The organism is Dorea sp. MB18-49, assembly GCF_023669465.1.
GTDB lineage: Bacteria > Bacillota > Clostridia > Lachnospirales > Lachnospiraceae > Dorea_A > Dorea_A longicatena.
The window spans coordinates 1-19,656 of record NZ_JAMOYX010000032.1 but is presented as its reverse complement, the minus strand read 5'-3'; the positions used below and the strand labels follow the sequence as shown (position 1 = coordinate 19,656).

Annotated in this window: 21 protein-coding genes; 17 read left to right on the top strand and 4 right to left on the bottom strand. The window is 41.7% G+C overall.

Annotation, left to right across the window (positions count from 1 at the left end; genetic code table 11):
* Nucleotides 1-29 precede the first annotated feature (29 nt).
* Nucleotides 30-128: a helix-turn-helix domain-containing protein gene (locus NCY30_RS15365; RefSeq protein ID WP_238024875.1), complete on the bottom strand. Its 99-nt coding sequence runs from the start codon at nt 126-128 to the stop codon at nt 30-32.
* A gap of 127 nt (nt 129-255) precedes the next feature.
* Between NCY30_RS15365 and NCY30_RS10090 the strand changes: the two genes are divergently transcribed.
* The 11 genes from NCY30_RS10090 (at nt 256) to NCY30_RS10040 (ending at nt 12,319) form a co-directional block, all read left to right on the top strand.
* Nucleotides 256-1,539: an O-acetylhomoserine aminocarboxypropyltransferase/cysteine synthase family protein gene (locus NCY30_RS10090; RefSeq protein WP_006428053.1), complete on the top strand. Its 1,284-nt coding sequence runs from the start codon at nt 256-258 to the stop codon at nt 1,537-1,539.
* Between the two features lie 165 nt (nt 1,540-1,704).
* On the top strand, nt 1,705-2,640 hold the full coding sequence (locus NCY30_RS10085; RefSeq protein WP_022415123.1) for a phosphate ABC transporter substrate-binding protein: 936 nt from the start codon (nt 1,705-1,707) through the stop codon (nt 2,638-2,640).
* Between the two features lie 73 nt (nt 2,641-2,713).
* Nucleotides 2,714-3,589 carry a phosphate ABC transporter permease subunit PstC gene (gene pstC / locus NCY30_RS10080; RefSeq protein WP_022415122.1) on the top strand — a complete coding sequence of 292 codons (876 nt, stop codon included), beginning with the start codon at nt 2,714-2,716 and terminating at the stop codon, nt 3,587-3,589.
* Nucleotides 3,579-4,412, top strand: coding sequence for a PstA family ABC transporter permease (locus NCY30_RS10075; protein WP_006428056.1), 834 nt, complete (start codon nt 3,579-3,581; stop codon nt 4,410-4,412). Before pstC ends, NCY30_RS10075 begins: the two co-directional genes overlap by 11 nt.
* A 1-nt stretch (nt 4,413) precedes the next feature.
* Nucleotides 4,414-5,145, top strand: coding sequence for a phosphate ABC transporter ATP-binding protein (locus NCY30_RS10070; protein WP_022415120.1), 732 nt, complete (start codon nt 4,414-4,416; stop codon nt 5,143-5,145).
* 16 nt (nt 5,146-5,161) lie between these two features.
* Entirely contained in the window at nt 5,162-5,629 is a 468-nt protein-coding gene (locus NCY30_RS10065; RefSeq protein ID WP_195369577.1) for an HAD family hydrolase, read from the top strand.
* Between the two features lie 141 nt (nt 5,630-5,770).
* Nucleotides 5,771-7,093 carry a sodium-dependent transporter gene (locus NCY30_RS10060; protein WP_173732851.1) on the top strand — a complete coding sequence of 441 codons (1,323 nt, stop codon included), beginning with the start codon at nt 5,771-5,773 and terminating at the stop codon, nt 7,091-7,093.
* 65 nt (nt 7,094-7,158) lie between these two features.
* Entirely contained in the window at nt 7,159-8,472 is a 1,314-nt protein-coding gene (locus NCY30_RS10055) for a Na+/H+ antiporter NhaC family protein (protein WP_055180748.1), read from the top strand.
* A 3-nt stretch (nt 8,473-8,475) separates the two neighbouring features.
* Entirely contained in the window at nt 8,476-8,946 is a 471-nt protein-coding gene (locus NCY30_RS10050) for a hypothetical protein (protein WP_022415117.1), read from the top strand.
* A 199-nt stretch (nt 8,947-9,145) separates the two neighbouring features.
* Entirely contained in the window at nt 9,146-10,933 is a 1,788-nt protein-coding gene (locus tag NCY30_RS10045; protein ID WP_250818709.1) for an aminopeptidase P family N-terminal domain-containing protein, read from the top strand.
* Nucleotides 10,934-11,077: 144 nt separating this feature from the next.
* Nucleotides 11,078-12,319 (top strand): Nramp family divalent metal transporter, encoded by a 1,242-nt coding sequence (locus NCY30_RS10040; protein ID WP_006428063.1) that lies wholly within the window; start codon nt 11,078-11,080, stop codon nt 12,317-12,319.
* A gap of 71 nt (nt 12,320-12,390) precedes the next feature.
* Here the strand turns inward: NCY30_RS10040 and NCY30_RS10035 are convergent, their stop codons facing one another.
* The gene (locus tag NCY30_RS10035; protein WP_250818708.1) at nt 12,391-12,879 is read right to left on the bottom strand and encodes a DUF2798 domain-containing protein; all 489 of its coding nucleotides are present in this window, start codon (nt 12,877-12,879) and stop codon (nt 12,391-12,393) included.
* Nucleotides 12,880-13,076: 197 nt separating this feature from the next.
* On the opposite strand from NCY30_RS10035, the gene NCY30_RS10030 reads away from it, so the two are divergent.
* Nucleotides 13,077-13,256, top strand: a complete 180-nt coding sequence (locus NCY30_RS10030; RefSeq protein ID WP_250818707.1) for a hypothetical protein — start codon at nt 13,077-13,079, stop codon at nt 13,254-13,256.
* Here NCY30_RS10030 and NCY30_RS10025 read toward each other — a convergent pair.
* On the bottom strand, nt 13,253-13,846 hold the full coding sequence (locus NCY30_RS10025; RefSeq protein WP_055180739.1) for an HAD family hydrolase: 594 nt from the start codon (nt 13,844-13,846) through the stop codon (nt 13,253-13,255). The genes NCY30_RS10030 and NCY30_RS10025 overlap by 4 nt on opposite strands.
* Nucleotides 13,847-14,059: 213 nt before the next feature.
* Between NCY30_RS10025 and NCY30_RS10020 the strand changes: the two genes are divergently transcribed.
* From NCY30_RS10020 to NCY30_RS10000, 4 genes are all read left to right on the top strand, one after another.
* The gene (locus NCY30_RS10020; RefSeq protein WP_250818706.1) at nt 14,060-14,992 is read left to right on the top strand and encodes an AEC family transporter; all 933 of its coding nucleotides are present in this window, start codon (nt 14,060-14,062) and stop codon (nt 14,990-14,992) included.
* Between the two features lie 13 nt (nt 14,993-15,005).
* The gene (locus NCY30_RS10015) at nt 15,006-15,677 is read left to right on the top strand and encodes a Crp/Fnr family transcriptional regulator (RefSeq protein WP_284709565.1); all 672 of its coding nucleotides are present in this window, start codon (nt 15,006-15,008) and stop codon (nt 15,675-15,677) included.
* 139 nt (nt 15,678-15,816) lie between these two features.
* A complete protein-coding gene (locus NCY30_RS10010; protein ID WP_022416456.1) occupies nt 15,817-16,602 on the top strand; it encodes a Uma2 family endonuclease in 786 nt (261 codons plus the stop codon).
* A gap of 44 nt (nt 16,603-16,646) precedes the next feature.
* Nucleotides 16,647-17,516 (top strand): DUF1287 domain-containing protein, encoded by an 870-nt coding sequence (locus NCY30_RS10000; protein ID WP_331476534.1) that lies wholly within the window; start codon nt 16,647-16,649, stop codon nt 17,514-17,516.
* A gap of 70 nt (nt 17,517-17,586) precedes the next feature.
* Here NCY30_RS10000 and NCY30_RS09995 read toward each other — a convergent pair whose 3' ends face one another.
* The gene (locus NCY30_RS09995; RefSeq protein ID WP_022416458.1) at nt 17,587-18,327 is read right to left on the bottom strand and encodes a GTP pyrophosphokinase; all 741 of its coding nucleotides are present in this window, start codon (nt 18,325-18,327) and stop codon (nt 17,587-17,589) included.
* Nucleotides 18,328-18,629: 302 nt separating this feature from the next.
* Between NCY30_RS09995 and NCY30_RS09990 the strand changes: the two genes are divergently transcribed.
* Nucleotides 18,630-19,487 (top strand): DMT family transporter, encoded by an 858-nt coding sequence (locus NCY30_RS09990; RefSeq protein ID WP_055180733.1) that lies wholly within the window; start codon nt 18,630-18,632, stop codon nt 19,485-19,487.
* Nucleotides 19,488-19,656: the final 169 nt, after the last annotated feature.

Here is a 19,656-nt window from a genome sequence, read left to right as displayed (position 1 = left end):
CTTCATCCTCTTCCGTTTGTGATTCTTTTTTATTTTTTCAACATTCTCCAGAGAGTGCTTCTGCTTATGCCAAGACGTTTGGCAGTTTTTTCTTTATTCCCATGTTCTTCGGCAAGAACCCATTGTATGATTTGAGAAGACGATAAATTAGTCTTATTATCTTTCCTTGAAATTTCCTCGGTATAGTGCTAAAGTATACTAAAAAGGTATGATTTAGCGAGTGCGTGAAAAAAAATGCACTAAGGAGGAAAATTCATGAATGAATACAGAATAGGAACAAAATGTGTACAGGGCGGATATACTCCGGGAAACGGAGAACCAAGACAGATTCCAATCGTACAGTCAACAACATTCAAATATGCAACCAGTGAAGATATGGGAAAATTATTTGATCTGGAAGCGTCAGGATATTTTTATTCCAGATTGCAGAATCCGACTAATGATATGGTTGCGGCAAAGATTGCAGAGATGGAAGGTGGAACGGCAGCGATGCTGACTTCATCCGGACAGGCAGCCAATTTCTTCGCACTGTTCAATATCTGTGAGTGCGGAGATCACATTGTAGCATCTTCATCCATTTACGGTGGAACATTTAACCTGATCGATGTAACGATGAGAAAGATGGGAATCGATGTAACATTCGTGTCACCGGATGCAACAGAAGAAGAGTTAAATGAAGCATTTAAGCCAAATACAAAAGTAATGTTTGGTGAGACAATTGCCAATCCGGCACTTACCGTACTGGATATCGAATTATTTGCCAAAGTGGCACATGCACATGGTGTGCCGCTTATCGTAGATAACACATTCCCGACACCGGTCAACTGCAGGCCGTTTGAATGGGGAGCAGATATTGTAACTCATTCGACTACAAAATATATGGACGGACACGGAGCTGCACTTGGCGGTGCAATCGTAGACAGCGGAAAGTTTGACTGGATGGCACATGCAGACAAATATCCGGGACTTTGCACACCTGATGAAAGCTATCATGGAATTACATATGCGGAGAAATTCGGCAAAGAAGGTGCATTCATTACCAAATGTACGGCTCAGCTGATGCGTGACTTCGGATCTATGCAGTCACCACAGAATGCATTCATCTTAAACCTTGGTCTGGAATCCCTGCATGTACGTATGCCGAAGCACGTAGAGAACGGACAGGCAGTCGCAGAATTCCTGGAAGCACATCCAAAGGTAGCATATGTGAACTATTCCGGACTTCCTTCTAATAAATATTATGAAAGAGCACAGAAATATCTTCCAAACGGCGGATGTGGAGTGGTATCGTTTGGATTAAAAGGTGGAAGAGAAGCAGCATCTATCTTCATGAAGACATTAAAGCTTGGTGCGATCGAGACGCATGTAGCAGATGCAAGAACCTGTTGTCTGAATCCGGCAACGTCTACACACAGACAGATGACGGATGAACAGTTAAAAGAGGCAGGAGTACCGGCTGAACTGATTCGTATCAGTCTTGGTCTGGAAGATAAAGAGGATCTGATTGCAGATATTTCGAATGCGTTGGATGCAATCTAAGGTAGAATTGAAAGAGTAAGGCAAAATTCCGAAAAAACTTACATAAATATATTGATAATGCCTATAAGTGGATGCGCTTATAGGTATTATCAATTTGAAAATAATTGGATTCAAGTCTATACTATTCAATATAGATAAAATTTATTAATGGGAGGAAAAATATCTATGAAAAAGAAATTGATGTCTGTCCTTCTTGCGGCAGCCATGGTTGCATCAATGGCTGTAGGATGTGGATCAGACAAAAAGGCATCTTCTGACTCTGGGGATACAAAGAAGACAGAGAGCACAGAGAAGAAAACAGAGAGTAACCAGATCTTATTTAACGGATCATCTACATTAGCACCGGTTATTACATCGATTGCGACAGATTTCTTCGACACATATGGAACATGGGATGCATATGATTCATCACTTCCAAAAGAAGACATTGCAATCTATGTATCAGCAGGTGGATCCGGACAGGGAACAAAAGCAGTCATCGATGGAACTTCTACATTTGGTATGGTGGCAAGAAGTGTAAAAGATGAGGAAAAAGAAGCAATTAAAGACGAAAAAGAATATCAGGTAGGTATTGATGCATTAACAATCGCTGTTAATCCTGAAAACCCTGTAACAGGTGTTCTGGATGATCTTTCAACAGAGCAGATCGTTTCATTATTCTCAGGTAAATATGCAACATGGAAGGATCTTGATCCTTCTCTTCCTGATGAAAAGGTTGTAGTGATCACACGTGATATCAATGGTGGGGCACATGAAGTATTCCAGAAGAACATCATGGGTGATACAGAGGTATCCAGCGAAGCAATTCAGGCATCTTCTATGGGAGAACTGGTACAGGATATCATTGATAACAAATATGCAATCGGATATGCATCATTTGGTGTTGCAAATCAGAACGCCGGTAAAGTAGTTACTCTGAAGGTAAATGGTGTAGAGCCGACAAAAGAAAATATCATTGATGGTTCTTACATTATCCAGAGACCACTTTTGATCGTTGGTTCAGGGGATCCGACAGATGTTCAGCAGGCATTCCTGGATGTTATCCTTGGAGAGACAGGACAAAAGACTGTAGAAGATATGGGATTCATTCCAATGAAATAGAAAAATATGAAAAAGGGTGTGTCGTATAGATACATCCTTTTTTTTACCAAAGTATGCAAGAAAGGACTTTGTTATGTACAGAAAAATAGCAAATACATTTTGTAAAGTCTTGATATATATGATTGCTTTTGTGGTAGCGGCACTGATGGGGATTATGCTGATACATATTTTGATGGAAAGTATTCCGGCATTAAGAGAAGTAGGAATCAAAATGTTTCTGCCGTCATCGGAATGGCGTCCGGTAAGTGCGGCCCCGCAGTATGGTCTTCTCCCGGCTGTTACAGGTACTTTGTATGTGTCCGGACTGGCAGTACTGTTTGCGATGATATTGGGAGTGGCATGTGCCTGCTTTCTTACTTTTTTCATGCCAAAGAAACTTGCATCTGTCTGCCTGGCCTTTATAGATTTGGTAGCAGGTATTCCATCGGTAATCTTTGGCTTTATCGGATTAACCGTGCTGGTAAAAGCATTTGTAAAATATCTGAAGATGGCAGCGGGACAGTGTGTACTGGTGGCAGGTATTGTACTGGGAATCATGCTTCTGCCGTATGTTGTATCGACATGTCAGGAATCACTAGTAAATGCAAAACGGACATATGAAAAATCCGGACTGGCACTTGGCTTATCAAGAGAATATGTGTTGATCAAAGTGATACTTCCGGCAATCCGGCCGGGAATTGTAGCAAGTGCGATGATGGCATTCGGACGTGCGCTTGGGGAGACGATGGCAGTAATGATGGTGATCGGTAATTCTGCAATTTTCCCGAAGCTGTTGGGACGCGGGCAGACGCTTCCGGCGCTGACAGCTCTTGAGATGGGAAGCATTGAATACGGAAGTATACATCTGTCGGTGCTTTATGTGGCAAATCTTGTGCTGCTTGTGATACTTGTTGTAGTGACACTGGCAGGGCAGTTGTTGAAGAGGAGGTTTGCAGAACATGAAAAATAAACTGACAAAGTATGTGATACGCATCCTGGCAGGGATCCTTGGAATTCTTACAATTGCAGTGACGTTGTTCTTATTCTTGTATATCTTCTGGAAGGGAAAGAATGTGATGAGTCTTTCGTTTATTCTGGATAAGCCGGCGGGGGTACCGCTTGGAACAGCAGGTGGAATCTATCCGGCACTGATGGGATCTATCTATCTTGGCGCACTTTCGGCACTCATGGGGGGAATCATCGGAATCGGTGTGGCTGTTTATCTTGTGTTTTATACAAGGAAAAGTATATTTTACCATGTAATCAGTGCCTGCATTACAGGACTGTCCGGAATTCCTTCTATTCTGTTCGGACTGGTCGGCTATACGTTGTTGATCTATCAGTTTGGTCTGGGAAGAAGTCTCTTATGTTCAGCTATTTGTGTGGCTGTTATGATCGTGCCGTTTATTGCAATCCGTGCAGAAAAGATACTGAAAGAAAAGGGAACAGAATACATGAAGAATTCACTGGCACTTGGAATGTCCAGAGAATATGCGGTCATACGATTAATTCTTCCGGTCTGTGCAGTGGAATTGCTTGGAACGGTGGCGCTTGGAATGGCATACGGAATGGGAGCGGTTGCACCGATTTTGTATACGGGTGCGGTTATGGTCGCAGATGTTCCGGGAAAACTTACGGATCCATTTATGTCATTGCCGTATCATCTGTATATGCTGGTAAATAATGGATTTTCTCTGGATTATGCATATGGAACGGCGTTCGTACTGATGTTATTCTTACTGCTCATACAGATCATATGTAAATGTATTACTTATATACGAAAGGATTACTGATATGTTAACGATAGAACAGATAAGTTGTGGATTCGGCAGACAGGAGATATTGCATGATATCAGTCTTACGATACCGGAAGGAAAGATTACGGCAATCGTAGGACAATCCGGCTGTGGAAAAACAACATTTTTAAAGACATTAAACCGAATGATAGAAGAGGAGGGCGGCTTTTATAAAGGAAAGATCATTCTTGACGGCGAAGACATTAAAGGACTTTCAACGGAAGTATTAAGAACCAGAATCGGAATGGTATTTCAACAGCCGATCGCATTTCCGTACAGTATAGAGAAGAATCTGTCATACGTCCTGAAATATCATGGAATTAGAGAAGCCGGAGAAATAGAGCGGATCACCAGAGAGTGTCTGCAGAAAGCAAGACTATATGATGAAATAAAAGACCAACTGAAGAAGTCTGCAAAAAAATTATCCGGTGGACAGAAACAGCGTCTTGCCATAGCAAGAAGTTTGTGTGTGAATCCGGAAATTCTGCTGTTAGATGAGCCGTGTTCTGCGCTTGATATGAAGAATACCATTGCGATAGAAGAGACACTTCTGGAATTAAAGGGAAAATATACATTTGTGATCGTAACACATAATCTGGCACAGGCAAAAAGAATTGCAGATCAGATTATCTTTATGGATCAGGGAAGAGTACTGGAAGTGACAGACACAAAGACATTCTTTGAGCATCCGTCATCCGAACCTGCAAGAGAGCAGATACAGTATATGTAAGAGTAAAGGAGAACGTATGAGAATAGAAATTCCCGGATATAAAACGATGGATCTAAAATATCTGATTCTGGATTATAACGGAACTATTGCGAAAGACGGCATAATACCCGAAAGTGTAAAGGAACGGCTGAAAAAGCTAAGTGGAATATATGAGATTTATGTTCTGACAGCAGATACACATGGAACTGCGAGAAAGATATGTGAAGGACTACTGTTAAAGATACAGACATTTCCTGGTAATGCGGCAGCAGAAGAAAAAAGAAAAATCATAGAGCAACTGGGTGGAAAACGGTGTATTGCAGTAGGAAACGGACGGAATGACCTGCCTATGTGCAGGATAGCAGAACTCAGTGTTGGAATTATAGAGGCGGAAGGTGCGTATGGAAGACTGATTGCAAATGTTGATATCTGTACCAGATCGATAGAGGAAGCACTGGATGTGCTTGCAATGCCGAAAAGGATGGTGGCGACACTAAGGGGATAAGTTTATATCCCCTTTTTTTTGACGTTTTTATAGAAATCATGCTAAAATAGAGAAATCTACCATGTGTATGGAATATTTTGAGCCGGCAGGGACAGTAAAAAGACCAAAAACCCCGTCCCCAATGGCTGGAGAGGGAAAATTATGAATAAAAGAGAATCATTTAGCAGCAGATGGGGATTTATCTGTGCCTGTATCGGTTCAGCGGTCGGTATGGGAAATATCTGGATGTTCCCAACAAGAGTATCATTGTATGGAGGCGGTTCATTTCTGATACCATATTTTATATTTGTAATACTGATCGGTTCGACGGGAGTGATCGGGGAGATGAGTTTTGGGCGTGCGGCAAAGGCCGGTCCAATCGATGCATTTGGAATTGCCTGTGAGAAAAAAGGAAAGAGAAAAGTCGGAGAAGCACTGGGGATGATTCCTGTATTCGGATCACTTGCCATGGCGATCGGATATACGGTTGTAATGGGGTGGATCCTAAGATATGCCGTTGGAACATTTACAGGAGCAACACTTTCGCCTGAAAATGTGGATGAATTCGGGGCGGCATTTGGTAAGATGGCGTCAGCATTTGGTAATAATATATGGCAGATACTTGCGCTTGTGTCCTGTATGCTGATTCTGATGTTAGGTGTCGGAAGCGGCATTGAAAAAGCAAATAAGATCATGATGCCGATATTCTTCGCATTGTTCGTGATTCTGGGAATCTATGTCGGATTCCAGCCGGGAGCAAGTGAAGGATACCGTTATATTTTCAGAGTAGATCCAGAGGCATTCAAAGATCCGGCAACGTGGATCTTTGCACTTGGTCAGGCATTCTTTTCTCTGTCTGTAGCAGGAAATGGAACATTGATCTATGGATCTTATCTTTCGGATGAAGAGGACATTCCGGCTTCTGCAGGAAGAGTTGCATTATTTGATACGATTGCAGCAATTCTTGCCGCACTCGTTATCATTCCGGCGATGGCAACAACGGGAGCGCAGTTGGATCAGGGAGGTCCCGGACTATTGTTCATCTTTCTCCCGAATCTGATCAAAGGAATGCCTGGGGGATGGCTGATCGCGATCATCTTCTTTGTCGCAGTATTGCTTGCAGGTATGACTTCGCTGATCAATCTGTACGAGGCTCCGATTGCTACAGTGCAGGAGAAGTTAAAGCTTGGAAGAGTTCCGGCATGTGCACTTACGGGGATCGTGGGAGTGGTCGTGTCACTCCTGATCCAGGGGATTGTATCAGACTGGATGGACGTACTGTCTATCTATATCTGTCCGCTCGGAGCCGGACTTGCGGGAATCATGTTCTTCTGGGTATGTGGCAAGGCATTTGTGGAAAAACAGGTCAATACCGGGAGAGAGAAACCATATGTATCATGGTATCATACGGTATGTAAATATTTTTATGTTCCGGTATGTTTTATTGTGTTAATTCTTGGAATTGTACTTGGAGGAATCGGGTAGAAAAAGCCGAAGGAAGAACAAGAAATGTTCATAAAAGTTTATTGGAAAGAATGAGAGGATAAAGAATGAAAAAAGGAAATGCAATAGCATTACTGCCAATCGGCGTATTTTTGTGTATCTATCTGGGACTTGGAATTTTATTCGAATATGTGATGAAGATTCCGATGGGATTCTATAATGTCCCGATCATTATCGCATTTCTTGCGGCAATTCTGGTGGCGTGTCTGCAGAATCGTAAGGTGAGTTTTGACGAGAAACTGGAAATTATGGCACAGGGACTTGCGGATAAGAATATTATTACAATGCTTCTAATCTTCCTGACAGCGGGGGCATTTGTCGGAGTGGTAGGAAGAAGCAGTGCGGAAAGTGTGGCATATTTCATGTTGTCACTGATCCCGGCAAGATTTTCAGTTGCGGTATTATTTGTGGTAGCCTGTTTTGTGTCGGTTGCCATGGGAACGTCGGTTGGGACAATTACATTGATCACGCCGATCGCAGTGTCCGTATCCAAGGCATCTGGATTTGATATGGCACTTTGTATCGGCTCGGTTATGGGCGGTTCGATGTTTGGTGATAATCTTTCATTTATCTCGGATACAACGATTGCGGCATGCAACGGACAGGGATGCCAGATGAAGGATAAATTTCGGGAGAACTTTGGAATTGCACTTCCGGCAGCGATTGCAACTCTGGTATTGATCCTGGTTCTTTCATTTCAGACGGATATTGCAGGACGGGTAAGTAAGAGTTATAACTTAGTGCAGATTATTCCATATGTACTGGTTCTCATAGGAGGAATTATCGGGATCAATGTATTCGTGGTACTTCTGATCGGGATTGTATCTGGTTCTATTATTATGCTGGCCGGCGGTCACATTGCGGCGACAGATCTGCTTGCCAATATGGGTTCCGGGGCTTCCGGAATGTTCGAGACGAGTATGGTGGCAATCCTGGTAGCAGCGATGTGTGCACTGATCCGTGAATATGGTGGTTTTGATGCATTGCTGGCAGGAATCCACAAAGTATTCAAAGGCCGCAAAGGCGGTCAGTTTGGTATGGGACTTCTGGTCGGAACGATGGATATTGCAACGGCGAATAATACTGTGGCGATCGTAATGGCGAATCCGATCGCAAAGGATATGGCGGAAGAATATGGGATCACACCGAGAAAAGCAGCTTCGATACTGGATACATTTTCATGTGTTTTTCAGGGGATCATTCCTTATGGAGCACAGATGCTGGTTGCGATATCTGCGGCGAGTGAACTGGGATATAATGTGTCAGCATTTCAGATCATGCCGAAGCTTTTTTATCCGTTTTTATTGTTTGTGAGTTCTATGATATTTATCTTTGTGATTCCGGCAAAGAAAGAGAGGTAAATTGTGAAAGAAGAGATCAGACAGAAACTGACAGGTGCAGTCATCGGACTTGCAAGAACCTGTGAGAATAACGAAAAGACAGAGAACACTAACCGGGTATTCTTAGAAGCACTGACGGTGGCCGGAGACTGGTCGGCAAGTATCTTTGATATGAGTGAGATGTTAGAAAAGGTAAGAAATGAAAAATATACAGTCTCACCGGGATGTGTAACATGTGCAGCGCCATGTGGCAATACGGATGACTATGATATGGAGAATCTGTGGAAAGAATCCGAAGAAATCGGAGCATTTAAGAATACAATCCTGATGGTAATCTGCCAGACTGCAGCAAAATTGTATCATGCAGATCAGACAGAAGAATCTGAGACGGTGAAGTTATTATTCCGTGCATTATGTATGATTAGTTTTGAAGGCTGGGATGTTGCAGGGCTTACACCGGTGATGGTGGAACTTGGAAAAGCAGGACGGATATAAAAATAAATAGAATAATATTAGCAAAAAAGACTTTAAAAGGGATTCGGAAAAATCTATTTCAAAGTCTTTTTTTTGTCATCCATTCAAAAGAAGTATTACTTATGAAAGATAAGAAAAATTATCTGATTTAATAGAAGATTAATGATAAGAAATGCGTTATAATAACAATACACTGTATATATCAAGGAGGAACAAAAACATGACAGTACCAGAAAGACTTTCCGCACTTCGTAAGTGTATGGAAGAAAAGAACATTGATGTGTATGTAGTACCGACTGCAGACTTTCATCAGAGCGAATATGTTGGGGAACATTTCAAAGCGAGAAAGTTCATTACAGGGTTCTCTGGATCAGCGGGAACGGCCGTGATCACAAAGACAGAAGCAAGACTCTGGACAGACGGACGTTACTTCATCCAGGCAGCAGCACAGTTGAAGGGGACAACTGTAGAACTTATGAAAATGGGTGAGCCTGGTGTGCCAGAGATGAATGCATATATTGAAGAGGTATTAAAGGAAGGCGAGACACTTGGATTCGACGGAAGAGTCGTATCTGTCGGTGAAGGAGAAGGTTATGCAGCCATCGCTGGGAAGAAGAATGCAAAAGTAAATTATCAGGTAGACTTAATCGATGAGATCTGGGAAGACCGCCCGGTATTATCCGAAGAGCCTGCATTTAATCTGGATGTAAAATATGCCGGAGAAACTGTTGCAAGCAAACTTGCAAGAATCCGTGAAGAGATGAAAGAAGCAGGAACCAATGTGCACGTTGTATCTACGATCGACGACATCTGCTGGACGTTAAATATCCGTGGAAATGATATAGACTTCTTCCCACTGGTATTATCTTATGGAATCATCACAATGGACAGTTTCGAGCTGTATATCGATGAGAAAAAATTAGATGACAAGTTAAAAGCCGAACTTGCAAAAGATGGCGTAAACTTACACCCATACAACGACATTTACGAAGACGTGAAGAAATTTGGCAGTGATGTGGTTGCAATGATCGATCCTGGAAAACTGAATTATGCATTGTTCAACAATATTCCTGAAAATGTTAAGACAGTAGAAAAGAGAAATCCGGCAATTCTCATGAAAGCGATCAAGAACCCGGTTGAGATTGAGAACATCCGCAAGGCACAGATCAAAGACAGTGTTGCGCATGTAAGATTCATGAAATGGCTGAAAGAAAATGTTGGCAAGATGAGGATCACAGAGATGAGCGCATCTGATAAATTGGATGAATTCCGTGCTGAGATGGGCAAATTTATCCGTCCAAGCTTTGAACCAATCTCTTCATTTGGAGAGCATGGTGCGATCGTACACTACACATCTTCACCGGAGACAGATGTAGAGTTAAAAGAAGGACAGTTATTCTTAACGGATACAGGAGCTGGATTCTATGAAGGTTCCACAGATGTAACCAGAACTTACGCACTCGGCGAAGTTCCGCAGATCATGAAAGATCACTTCACATTGGTTGCGATCAGTAACTTACAGCTTGGCAGTGCAAAATTCCTGGAAGGTTCTACCGGTATGATTCTTGACATCCTTGCAAGAAAACCATTCTGGGACAGAGACTTAAACTTCAACCATGGTACAGGACACGGAGTCGGATACCTTCTGAACATCCACGAAGGACCTGCAGGTTTCCGCTGGAAATATCGTAAGGGTGAGACAGAAGTATTACAGGAAGGCATGGTCATCACAGATGAGCCTGGAATCTATATTGAAGGATCTCACGGAATCCGTCTGGAGAACGAACTGTTGACCTGCAAAGGAACATTGAATGAATATGGTCAGTTCATGTACTTCGAAGCAATTACCCTGATTCCAATGGATCTGGATGCGATCAATCCGGATATTATGACACAGGAAGACAAGAAACTGTTGAATGATTATCATGCAAAAGTATACGAAGTGATTGCTCCTTACCTGAACGAGGAAGAGCAGGAGTGGCTGAAGAAATACACAAGAGCTATTTAACCTGTGAGGACGGATTTTTCAGCGTTTTGCTTCTAAATGAGAAATGATATTCATATAATGAATTGACAAAGATGAAAATGCTTAGTAGAATCTAAGTTAGTTGCAACTAACTTAGATTCTACTAAGTAAAGGAGTTCATTATATATGAAGCGGAAATCCAAGAATCAATCCAAGAATAAGACACTTAATTTCCTGCGTTATCTGGGGCCGGGGCTTCTGGTTACAGTAGGATTCATAGATCCGGGAAACTGGGCTTCGAATATTGCGGCGGGATCAGGTTTCGGATATGAGTTATTATGGATGGTGACATTATCTACTGTTATGCTGATCGTACTGCAGCATAATGCGGCACATCTGGGAATTGCAACCGGACTGTGTCTGTCGGAAGCGGCGAGCAGATATATGCCAAGGCTGTTAAAAGACCTGATACTTCTGACTGCAATGCTTGCGGCGGTAGCAACGGCGATGGCAGAGATACTCGGAGGAGCGATTGCGCTGCAGATGTTGTTCCATATACCAATCAGACTGGGGAGTATCCTGATCCTGGTTCTGGTATTATTCTGTGCATTTACGAATGCATATAAGAGAATAGAAAAACTGATCATATTATTCGTGTCGCTGATTGGATTTTCTTTTTTATTCGAAGTTGGAATTGCGAAGATCGACTGGGGAGCAGCTGTGGTCGGATGGGTGAAACCGTCATTCCCGTCGGGAAGCATGCCGGTGATCTTAAGCGTATTAGGGGCGGTGGTGATGCCGCATAATCTGTTTCTGCATTCGGAGATTATTCAGAGCAGACAGTGGAATCTGGAAGACAGTTCGGTGATCGAGCAGCAGTTGAAGTATGAATTTAAAGATACATTATTTTCCATGATCATTGGATGGGCAATCAACAGTGCGATGATCCTGATGGCGGCAGCGACGCTTTATCAGAACGGAAGTGGAAAACAGGTGGATGATCTGACTGTTGCGGGAAAGATGCTGTCGCCTTTGTTGGGGAATGCGGCAACGGTGGTCTTCGCACTGGCACTTTTGCTGGCGGGTATCTCATCCAGTATCACTGCAGGAATGGCCGGTGGAACGATATTTTCCGGAATCTTTAACCAGCCATATGATATTAAGACAAAGGAAACAAAAAGAGGAGTATTGCTGACGATGATTCCGGCGGCGGTGATCATCCTGTTTATCAGACAGCCATTCGAAGGTCTGGTATATTCCCAGATGCTGCTTGCCGTCCAGCTTCCAGTTACAATATTTACACAGATATATCTGACGGCTTCGAAAAAGGTAATGGGAAAATATGTGAACAGCAGACGTTTGAATTTTTTGCTTCTGGTGATTGCTGTGATTGTAACAGGGCTGAATATAGCATTGCTTTTTGTATAGACAGGAAGAACAGAATAAGAAGAAAGAAAAACCGGGCACTGTATAGAAACAGGCTCGGTTTTTTGTATCAATTATTCGGTTACAGCGGAAGCGGCAACGTTTTCTTTCTCAGGAAACATCTTTCTGAAGATCAGACGGATGAATGGTCCGCAGTAGAAGATCTGCCAGAAGAAAGCAACTGGGAAGTTCATGAATGTTGTCTGACACCAGGTAGCAATCACATTATTTCCTGCGTTCTTAAACAGAATCGTTGCAACAAGACTCATGCAAGGACACATGATGCATACGATCATGGAAGAGATTGCAAGAGTGATGAAGATTGGTCTGTCCTGTGGTGTAACGATACGGAAGGCAAGCATATGTGCAAGTTTGTCAACGAAAGCAAATTCCAGAACGAAGGCAACCGGCCACATGATTTTCAGTTCGCCGAAAGCCATCAGGAATACTTCGTTGCTCATTCCTCCCACATTCAGGCAAATATTGTAGCAGATCATGACGTATACCATCAGAAATGACATCATTAATGTAAAAATAACGTTTTGAAATAGATTTTTTGGCATAATTTTTGTTCTCCTTTTTATGTAAATATTTAAAAATGGGTACAAAAAAGACACTTGTGTTGTTCGTTAATCAAGCATACACTTGTGTCGTTTCCAATTAAACCAAAATCATCTTATGTTTTTGTCCGAATATGAATTATACCGAACGAAAAGCTAAAAATCAAGTATTTTTTTACATAACATCCGGAAGTGGATTTATGACACCTCCCATTTCAGTTCTGATCATTCCCGGTGCGGTGTCGACAGCCGTCAATATGGTTGCGGCAATGGTAAAGCGTATCTGTAACGGAATTGAGAAGCCCGGTTATTCTGATTCCATATATCATTCATATGATTGTGACCAGGGAAGCGTTTATAAAAAAAGGGCAATTGATTAAAACTCAATTGCCCTTTTAACGGCCTCAATATCTCCCGTAAACAAGATGCTTTCCATTCCAAGTTCTTTACTTGCAATGACATTTTCCACCGTGTCATCGATAAAGAAGCATTCTCTCGGCAGAAGGTTAAATTCATTGAACAGATGATAATAGATATCGTGCCCCGGTTTTGCCATTTTAAGCGGAGCAGAGAACACGATGCCGTCGAATTCTTTCAGAATCGGATAATCTTCCAGTGCGCGTTCCGCAAAACGGGTGGAGGCATTGGAAAGCAGGTAGATCGGAACCCCGCGGGCTTTTAATTCTTTGATGAATTTCCATGTCTCCGGAAGCGGGTCGACATACTGGAACCAGTTCTCGAAGAAATCACGGGCAGTATCTTTCAGATGGTCCGGAAGGCCTGCAATCGTATCTTCGGCATTCTGGTCATAGTCAATAGTTCCGGCATCTAAAGCTACCCAGTTTTTAAAGATGGCATCAGCAAGAATATCATAATCTTCCGGTGTAGAAGCAAATTTCCCCAGAATATAGTCTCCTTTAAATTTTCCGATTACATTTCCAAAATCAAAAATAATATTCTTGTATTTCATCTTAAGTTCCTCCCTGTATTTTATACTGCCTGTTTTATATTTTTATAAACACTATTATAGCCTTATAGATAGAAGGAATCAATATATGAATGATAAATAACATGTCAATATAAGTATGATTAATAGAAGGATGTCAGGTTTTTGCGAGATTGACAATCATCGGGAAAGTGTATATGATTTTCGGTAGGACTGTAAAAGGAAAGAGAGATTATTATGGAAATCAGTATACTTTTAATGGAACAGATCGCAGAACTGTTTCTTATGATCCTGATGGGATATATTATTGTAAAGACAGGATTGTTAAAGGGAGAAGACAGCAAAGTCATTTCTAAAATTGTATTATATCTAGTTATTCCGTGTGTGATCATCAATGCATTTCAGGTGGATTATACAAGTGAAAAGGTGAAGGAACTTTTGTTGGTATTTGCAGCGTCGGTATTATTACAGGTTATATTACTGGCAGCAGTATGGGGTGCCGGAAAGGTATTGAAACTAAATGAAGTAGAGGCGACATCCATCTATTATTCAAATTCAGGTAATTTGATCGTACCGCTGGTGACTTTTATTCTGGGAAAAGAATGGGTATTATATGGTTGTGTGTTCATGAGTGTCCAACTGGTATTTCTGTGGACACATGGCAAGAATGCGATCAGCCGGGAAGGAAAGTGGGACTGGAAAAAGATTGTCTTTAATGTAAATATGATTTCGGTATTTGCAGGAGTTGTATTATTCTTTACAAAGATCAGACTGCCGGAAATCGTAGATCAGGCATTGAGTTCTGTGGGCAGTATGATCGGTCCGGCGAGTATGATCGTAACGGGAATGCTGATCGCAGAGATGAATCTTAGGAATATATTTGAAAATGTAAAAGTGTATTTTATTTCATTTCTGAGACTGGTCGTGATACCGGTGATATCATTGGCAATTTTAAAAATAAGCGGGCTTGTGAACATACATCCGGATGGAAAAAAATTACTGTTGATCGTATTCCTTGCGGTGATCACACCGTCTGCTTCAACGATCACGCAGATGTGTCAGGTGTATGGAAATGATTCGAAATATGCCAGTGCGATCAATGTTATGACGACATTGTTATCAATCATAACGATGCCGCTTATGGTGCTTCTGTATCAGACGATGATGTAGAGAGGAAACAAAAATGGAAAGCGTGAATTTAAAAGCATTAACAAAGACAGAAATCTTCGCAGGGGCAACGGAAGAAGAAGTATCTTCTATGCTGAATTGCTTAAGTGCGAAGAAGAAGAAATACCAGAAAGATGAGATCATCTTTCATGCGGGGGATATTGTCTCATTGATCGGTGTTATGTTAAAAGGAAATGCCCTGATTGAAAACGATGATATCTGGGGAAACAGAAGTGTCCTGGATTATGTAAAAGAAGGTCAGATTTTCGCAGAGACGTATGCCTGTGCACTGGATGAGAAGCTGATGGTCAATGTAATTGCGATGTCTGACTGCGAAGTGTTATTTCTGGATGTGAGAAAGATCTTAAAAGTGTGTCCGAATGCGTGTGAGTTTCATCAGAATCTGGTGCAGAACTTGCTTGCGATATCGGCGCAGAAGAACCTGAATCTGTCCAGACGCATCTTTCACACTTCATCGAAGACGATCCGTGGCAGACTATTGTCTTATCTGTCTTATCAGGCAATGGAGCGTGAAAAGGAAGAGTTCGATATTCCGTATAACAGGCAGCAGCTTGCAGATTATCTGGGAGTAGACCGGTCGGCAATGTCGAATGAACTGGGGAAAATGCAGAAGGACGGGCTGATCGAAGTGAAGCGGAATCATTTCCGGATATTGGATGTGGATTGATGAAATGGATTAAAAATGGATTAAAAATGGATTGAAAATGATTGAATATAAATGGAATATATGATAGTATATATACTAGGAAATAAGTATTACTTCTAAAAAGGTGTATAACCAGGCTTGTTATAAAGGAGTGTGCGCCATGAATATTCAAGAAATGAAAGAAAAGAAAAAGGAAAAAGGATACACCAATGAACAGATTGCGGAGCTTTCCGGGGTACCACTTGGAACCGTGCAGAAGATTTTTGGAGGTACGACAACTTCACCTCGTTATGATACATTGAAGGCTTTGGAAAAAATTTTTTTGCCGATGGAACGGTATTATGCATCTGTTGTAAAGGATGCAAGTGCAGCATATACAGTGAAGCGACAAGGAGAGTATACGGTAGAAGATTATTACGCTCTTCCAGATGAGCAAAGAGCAGAACTGATTGATGGTGTGCTCTATGATATGGCGTCACCGGAAACATTACATCAGATGGTGGGAGGATATATTTACGCAAGGTTTCTTGAATTTATTTCCAAAAATAAAGGAAATTGCATACCATTAATAGCTCCGTTGGATGTACAGCTTGACTGTGATAATAAGACGATCGTGGAGCCGGATGTGATGATTGTATGTGACCGGGACAAACTATATAAGAATCGGATATATGGTGCGCCGGATTTTATATTAGAAGTATTATCAAAGTCTACGAGAAGAAGAGATATGGTTATAAAGCTTCAGAAATATGCGAATGCAGGAGTAAAAGAATATTGGATGGTAGATATAGAAGGAAGACGTGTATTCGTATATATTTTTGATGAAGAAAATTATCCGGTGATCTATGGCTTTGATTCTAAAGTACCAGTATATATATGGGGTGGACAATGTGAGATTGATTTTTCGGAAGTTTATAATTATATCCGTTTTCTGATTGAAAGCTAACCAAAGGTAAGATACAATGGAGATGCGAAGGAGGGGAGCGGAAGATGGCAAAATTACTTACGGCGGCGACACCGATATCCTATTATCTCGTTGTAGTAAATATTGTTGCATTTATTTTATATGGAACGGATAAAGCGAAAGCAATGCATCATCAGTGGCGGATCAAAGAGGCAGTGTTGATAGGGATTGCGTTTGTCGGCGGTGCATTTGGTGCATTTGCCGGGATGATTGTATTTCATCATAAGACAAGAAAGATGAAATTCCGGATCTTAGTTCCGATCGCTATTATCATCTGGCTGACCTTTGGCGGATTCCTGGCAGGACGTGATGTGGTAGGATTGACGAAGACAGACCGGCCAAAGAATGAATATAACGGCACAGAGATCACACCGTATCATAGCAGTGTGGATAAAGATGGTGACGGTACGGATGATCAGACCGATATTTTGACGAATGCATTGGTTTACGTGAAGAAGCGGCCGGTTTACAAGAGCAGATATTATCAGACCGGTTATCCGGATGACAGATATGGTGTCTGTACAGATGTTGTCGGATATGCGCTTAAGAAAAGCGGATATGATCTGCGGGAACTGGTAGACGAAGATATCAGGAAGAATCCGAAGGATTATGATATCGATGAGCCGGATAAAAATATTGATTTCCGAAGAGTAAAGAACCTGAAAATATATTTTGAACATACAGCGATCAGCCTGACCATGGATGTAAATGACATTGAACAATGGCAGGGCGGCGATATTGTAGTGTTCAAGAATCATATCGGGGTGATTTCTGACAGACGGAATGTGGAAGGTGTACCATATGTGATTCATCATAATGATCCGTATCAGAAGAATTATGAAGAAGATATCCTGCAGGAGAGAACGGATATTGTCGGGCACTTTAGAATATCGTAGTGGCAAAGCACTGTGAAATATTACCGGATTTCACAGTGCTTTTTTTTAGTGTATTTTTCAATATGTCTTTTTATGACAATTCTTTTAATAATAAAGGCCGCTCATCTGGTGTTGTATTCTCAGCAATCACATCACGGACATTCTGCATACGCATATCCAGGTCGGCACTGATCTGTGCGCACGCAAGCATTTCATCCTCCAGATATTTTGCTTTGTCAGCCGGGATATCTTTCTTGTAACGCAGTTTATGTTCCAGACTTGCCCAGAAATCCATCGCAATCGTACGAAGCTGTACTTCTACAGTCATGTTACGTTTTCCGTCCTGTAAAAAGATTGGTACACTGACGATCAGATGAAGACTGCGGTATCCGCCCGGTTTTGGATTCTTGATGTAGTCTTTCTTCTCAAGAAGTGTGATGTCGTCCTGGGAAAGCAGGCAGTCCGCAAGCATATAGATATCATCCGGAAAAGAACAGATGACACGGACACCGGCAATATCATGGATATTTTCTTCAATAGAAGAAAGGGTGAGCGGTATATCCTTTTTACGGATCTTTTTGATCAGGCTTTCCATGGATTTGACACGGGATTTGATATCTTCAATCGGATTGCGGTCATATTCCAGGGAATACTGTTCGTTTAATACTTTGAATTTTGTCTCTACTTCCATGATGGCACATTGATAATAGGACATCTGTTTCTCTATTGGTTTCATATTTTTATTAACAAAATCCAGAAATTCGTCAGACATCAGATTGTTTTTGACGAAGCGTTCTTTGCGTTGTTCTATAAATGTTTCGAGAGGTTTCACGTTGCATTTCTCCTTTCGTTATCCAGAAATATTTTATCATATCCGCGTCTGAAATTCTATCAACAGATAGATTGTTTTATGGGGGAATATGACAATGTAAAGAAATTGTAGTCTGGAAAAGAACAGAACTATACAGCATCTGTAAGTGTTAGGTACTTAAAGAATATGGCAGAGATGAGTGTAAAAAGGTTGTATAAAATTAAGTCCAACAGTCGGATATGTTCACATGTAAAATTTTTCGTGGTAAGATAATTGGCATAGCATAAGATATAAAAACAATAAATGATGAGGAAGTGTATAGTATGAATTCCAGATACAAAGGAATATTTTTTATTACATTATCAGCGTTGTCATTTGCATTCATGAATGCATTTGTAAGGCTGTCCGGTGATCTGCCTTCGGTACAGAAGAGTTTTTTCAGAAATATGGTCGCTTTTTTTATTGCTTTGGTAATGATTTTAAGAAGTAGAGACGGATTTAAGATTGAAAAGGGCAATCTGAAGTATATGATCCTGCGTGCAACATTTGGGACGGTAGGTATCCTGTGTAACTTCTATGCGGTGGATCATCTGGTATTATCAGATGCGTCAATGCTGAATAAGATGTCGCCGTTCTTCGTTATTATATTTTCGTTTTTATTACTGAAAGAAAAGATGACCCCGGCGCAGGGACTTGCGGTTACAGGAGCATTTATCGGAAGTTTGTTCGTAATCAAGCCGACATTTACGAATATGGCACTGGTACCATCCCTGATCGGACTGTGTGGCGGAATCTGTGCAGGTATCGCTTATGCGATGGTGCGTATCCTTGGGCAGAGAGGACAGAAAGGTTCTTCGGTTGTAATCTTCTTCTCGGGATTCTCGTGTGTGGTTACACTGCCATATCTGCTTCTGGATTTCCATCCGATGAGCGGCTTGCAGATCTTAACGCTTCTAGGTGCGGGACTTGCGGCTGCAGGCGGACAGTTCGGAATTACGGCGGCTTATTATCATGCACCTGCGAAAGAGATATCCATTTATGATTATTCGCAGATTATTTTTTCGACGATCCTCGGATTCTTTCTGTTCGGGCAGGTGCCGGATAGGTATAGCGTGTTGGGGTATGTGATCATATGTGCGATGGCACTTTGGATGTTTGTGTATAATAAGAACCGGGAGTGAGTTTCTATTTAGTTCATCATCGTGGCTTACCCCGGTCCATGGGAAAGACTTGGTATTGTGTTTGTTGCTGGATGTCACGATGCAGAAGTTCTAAGGCAGTCCGCCTTCCCTAAGAACGAAAGGGTCTCCGCTCAAAACTCACCCCTACGGGGTTCAAACAGTTCGCTCC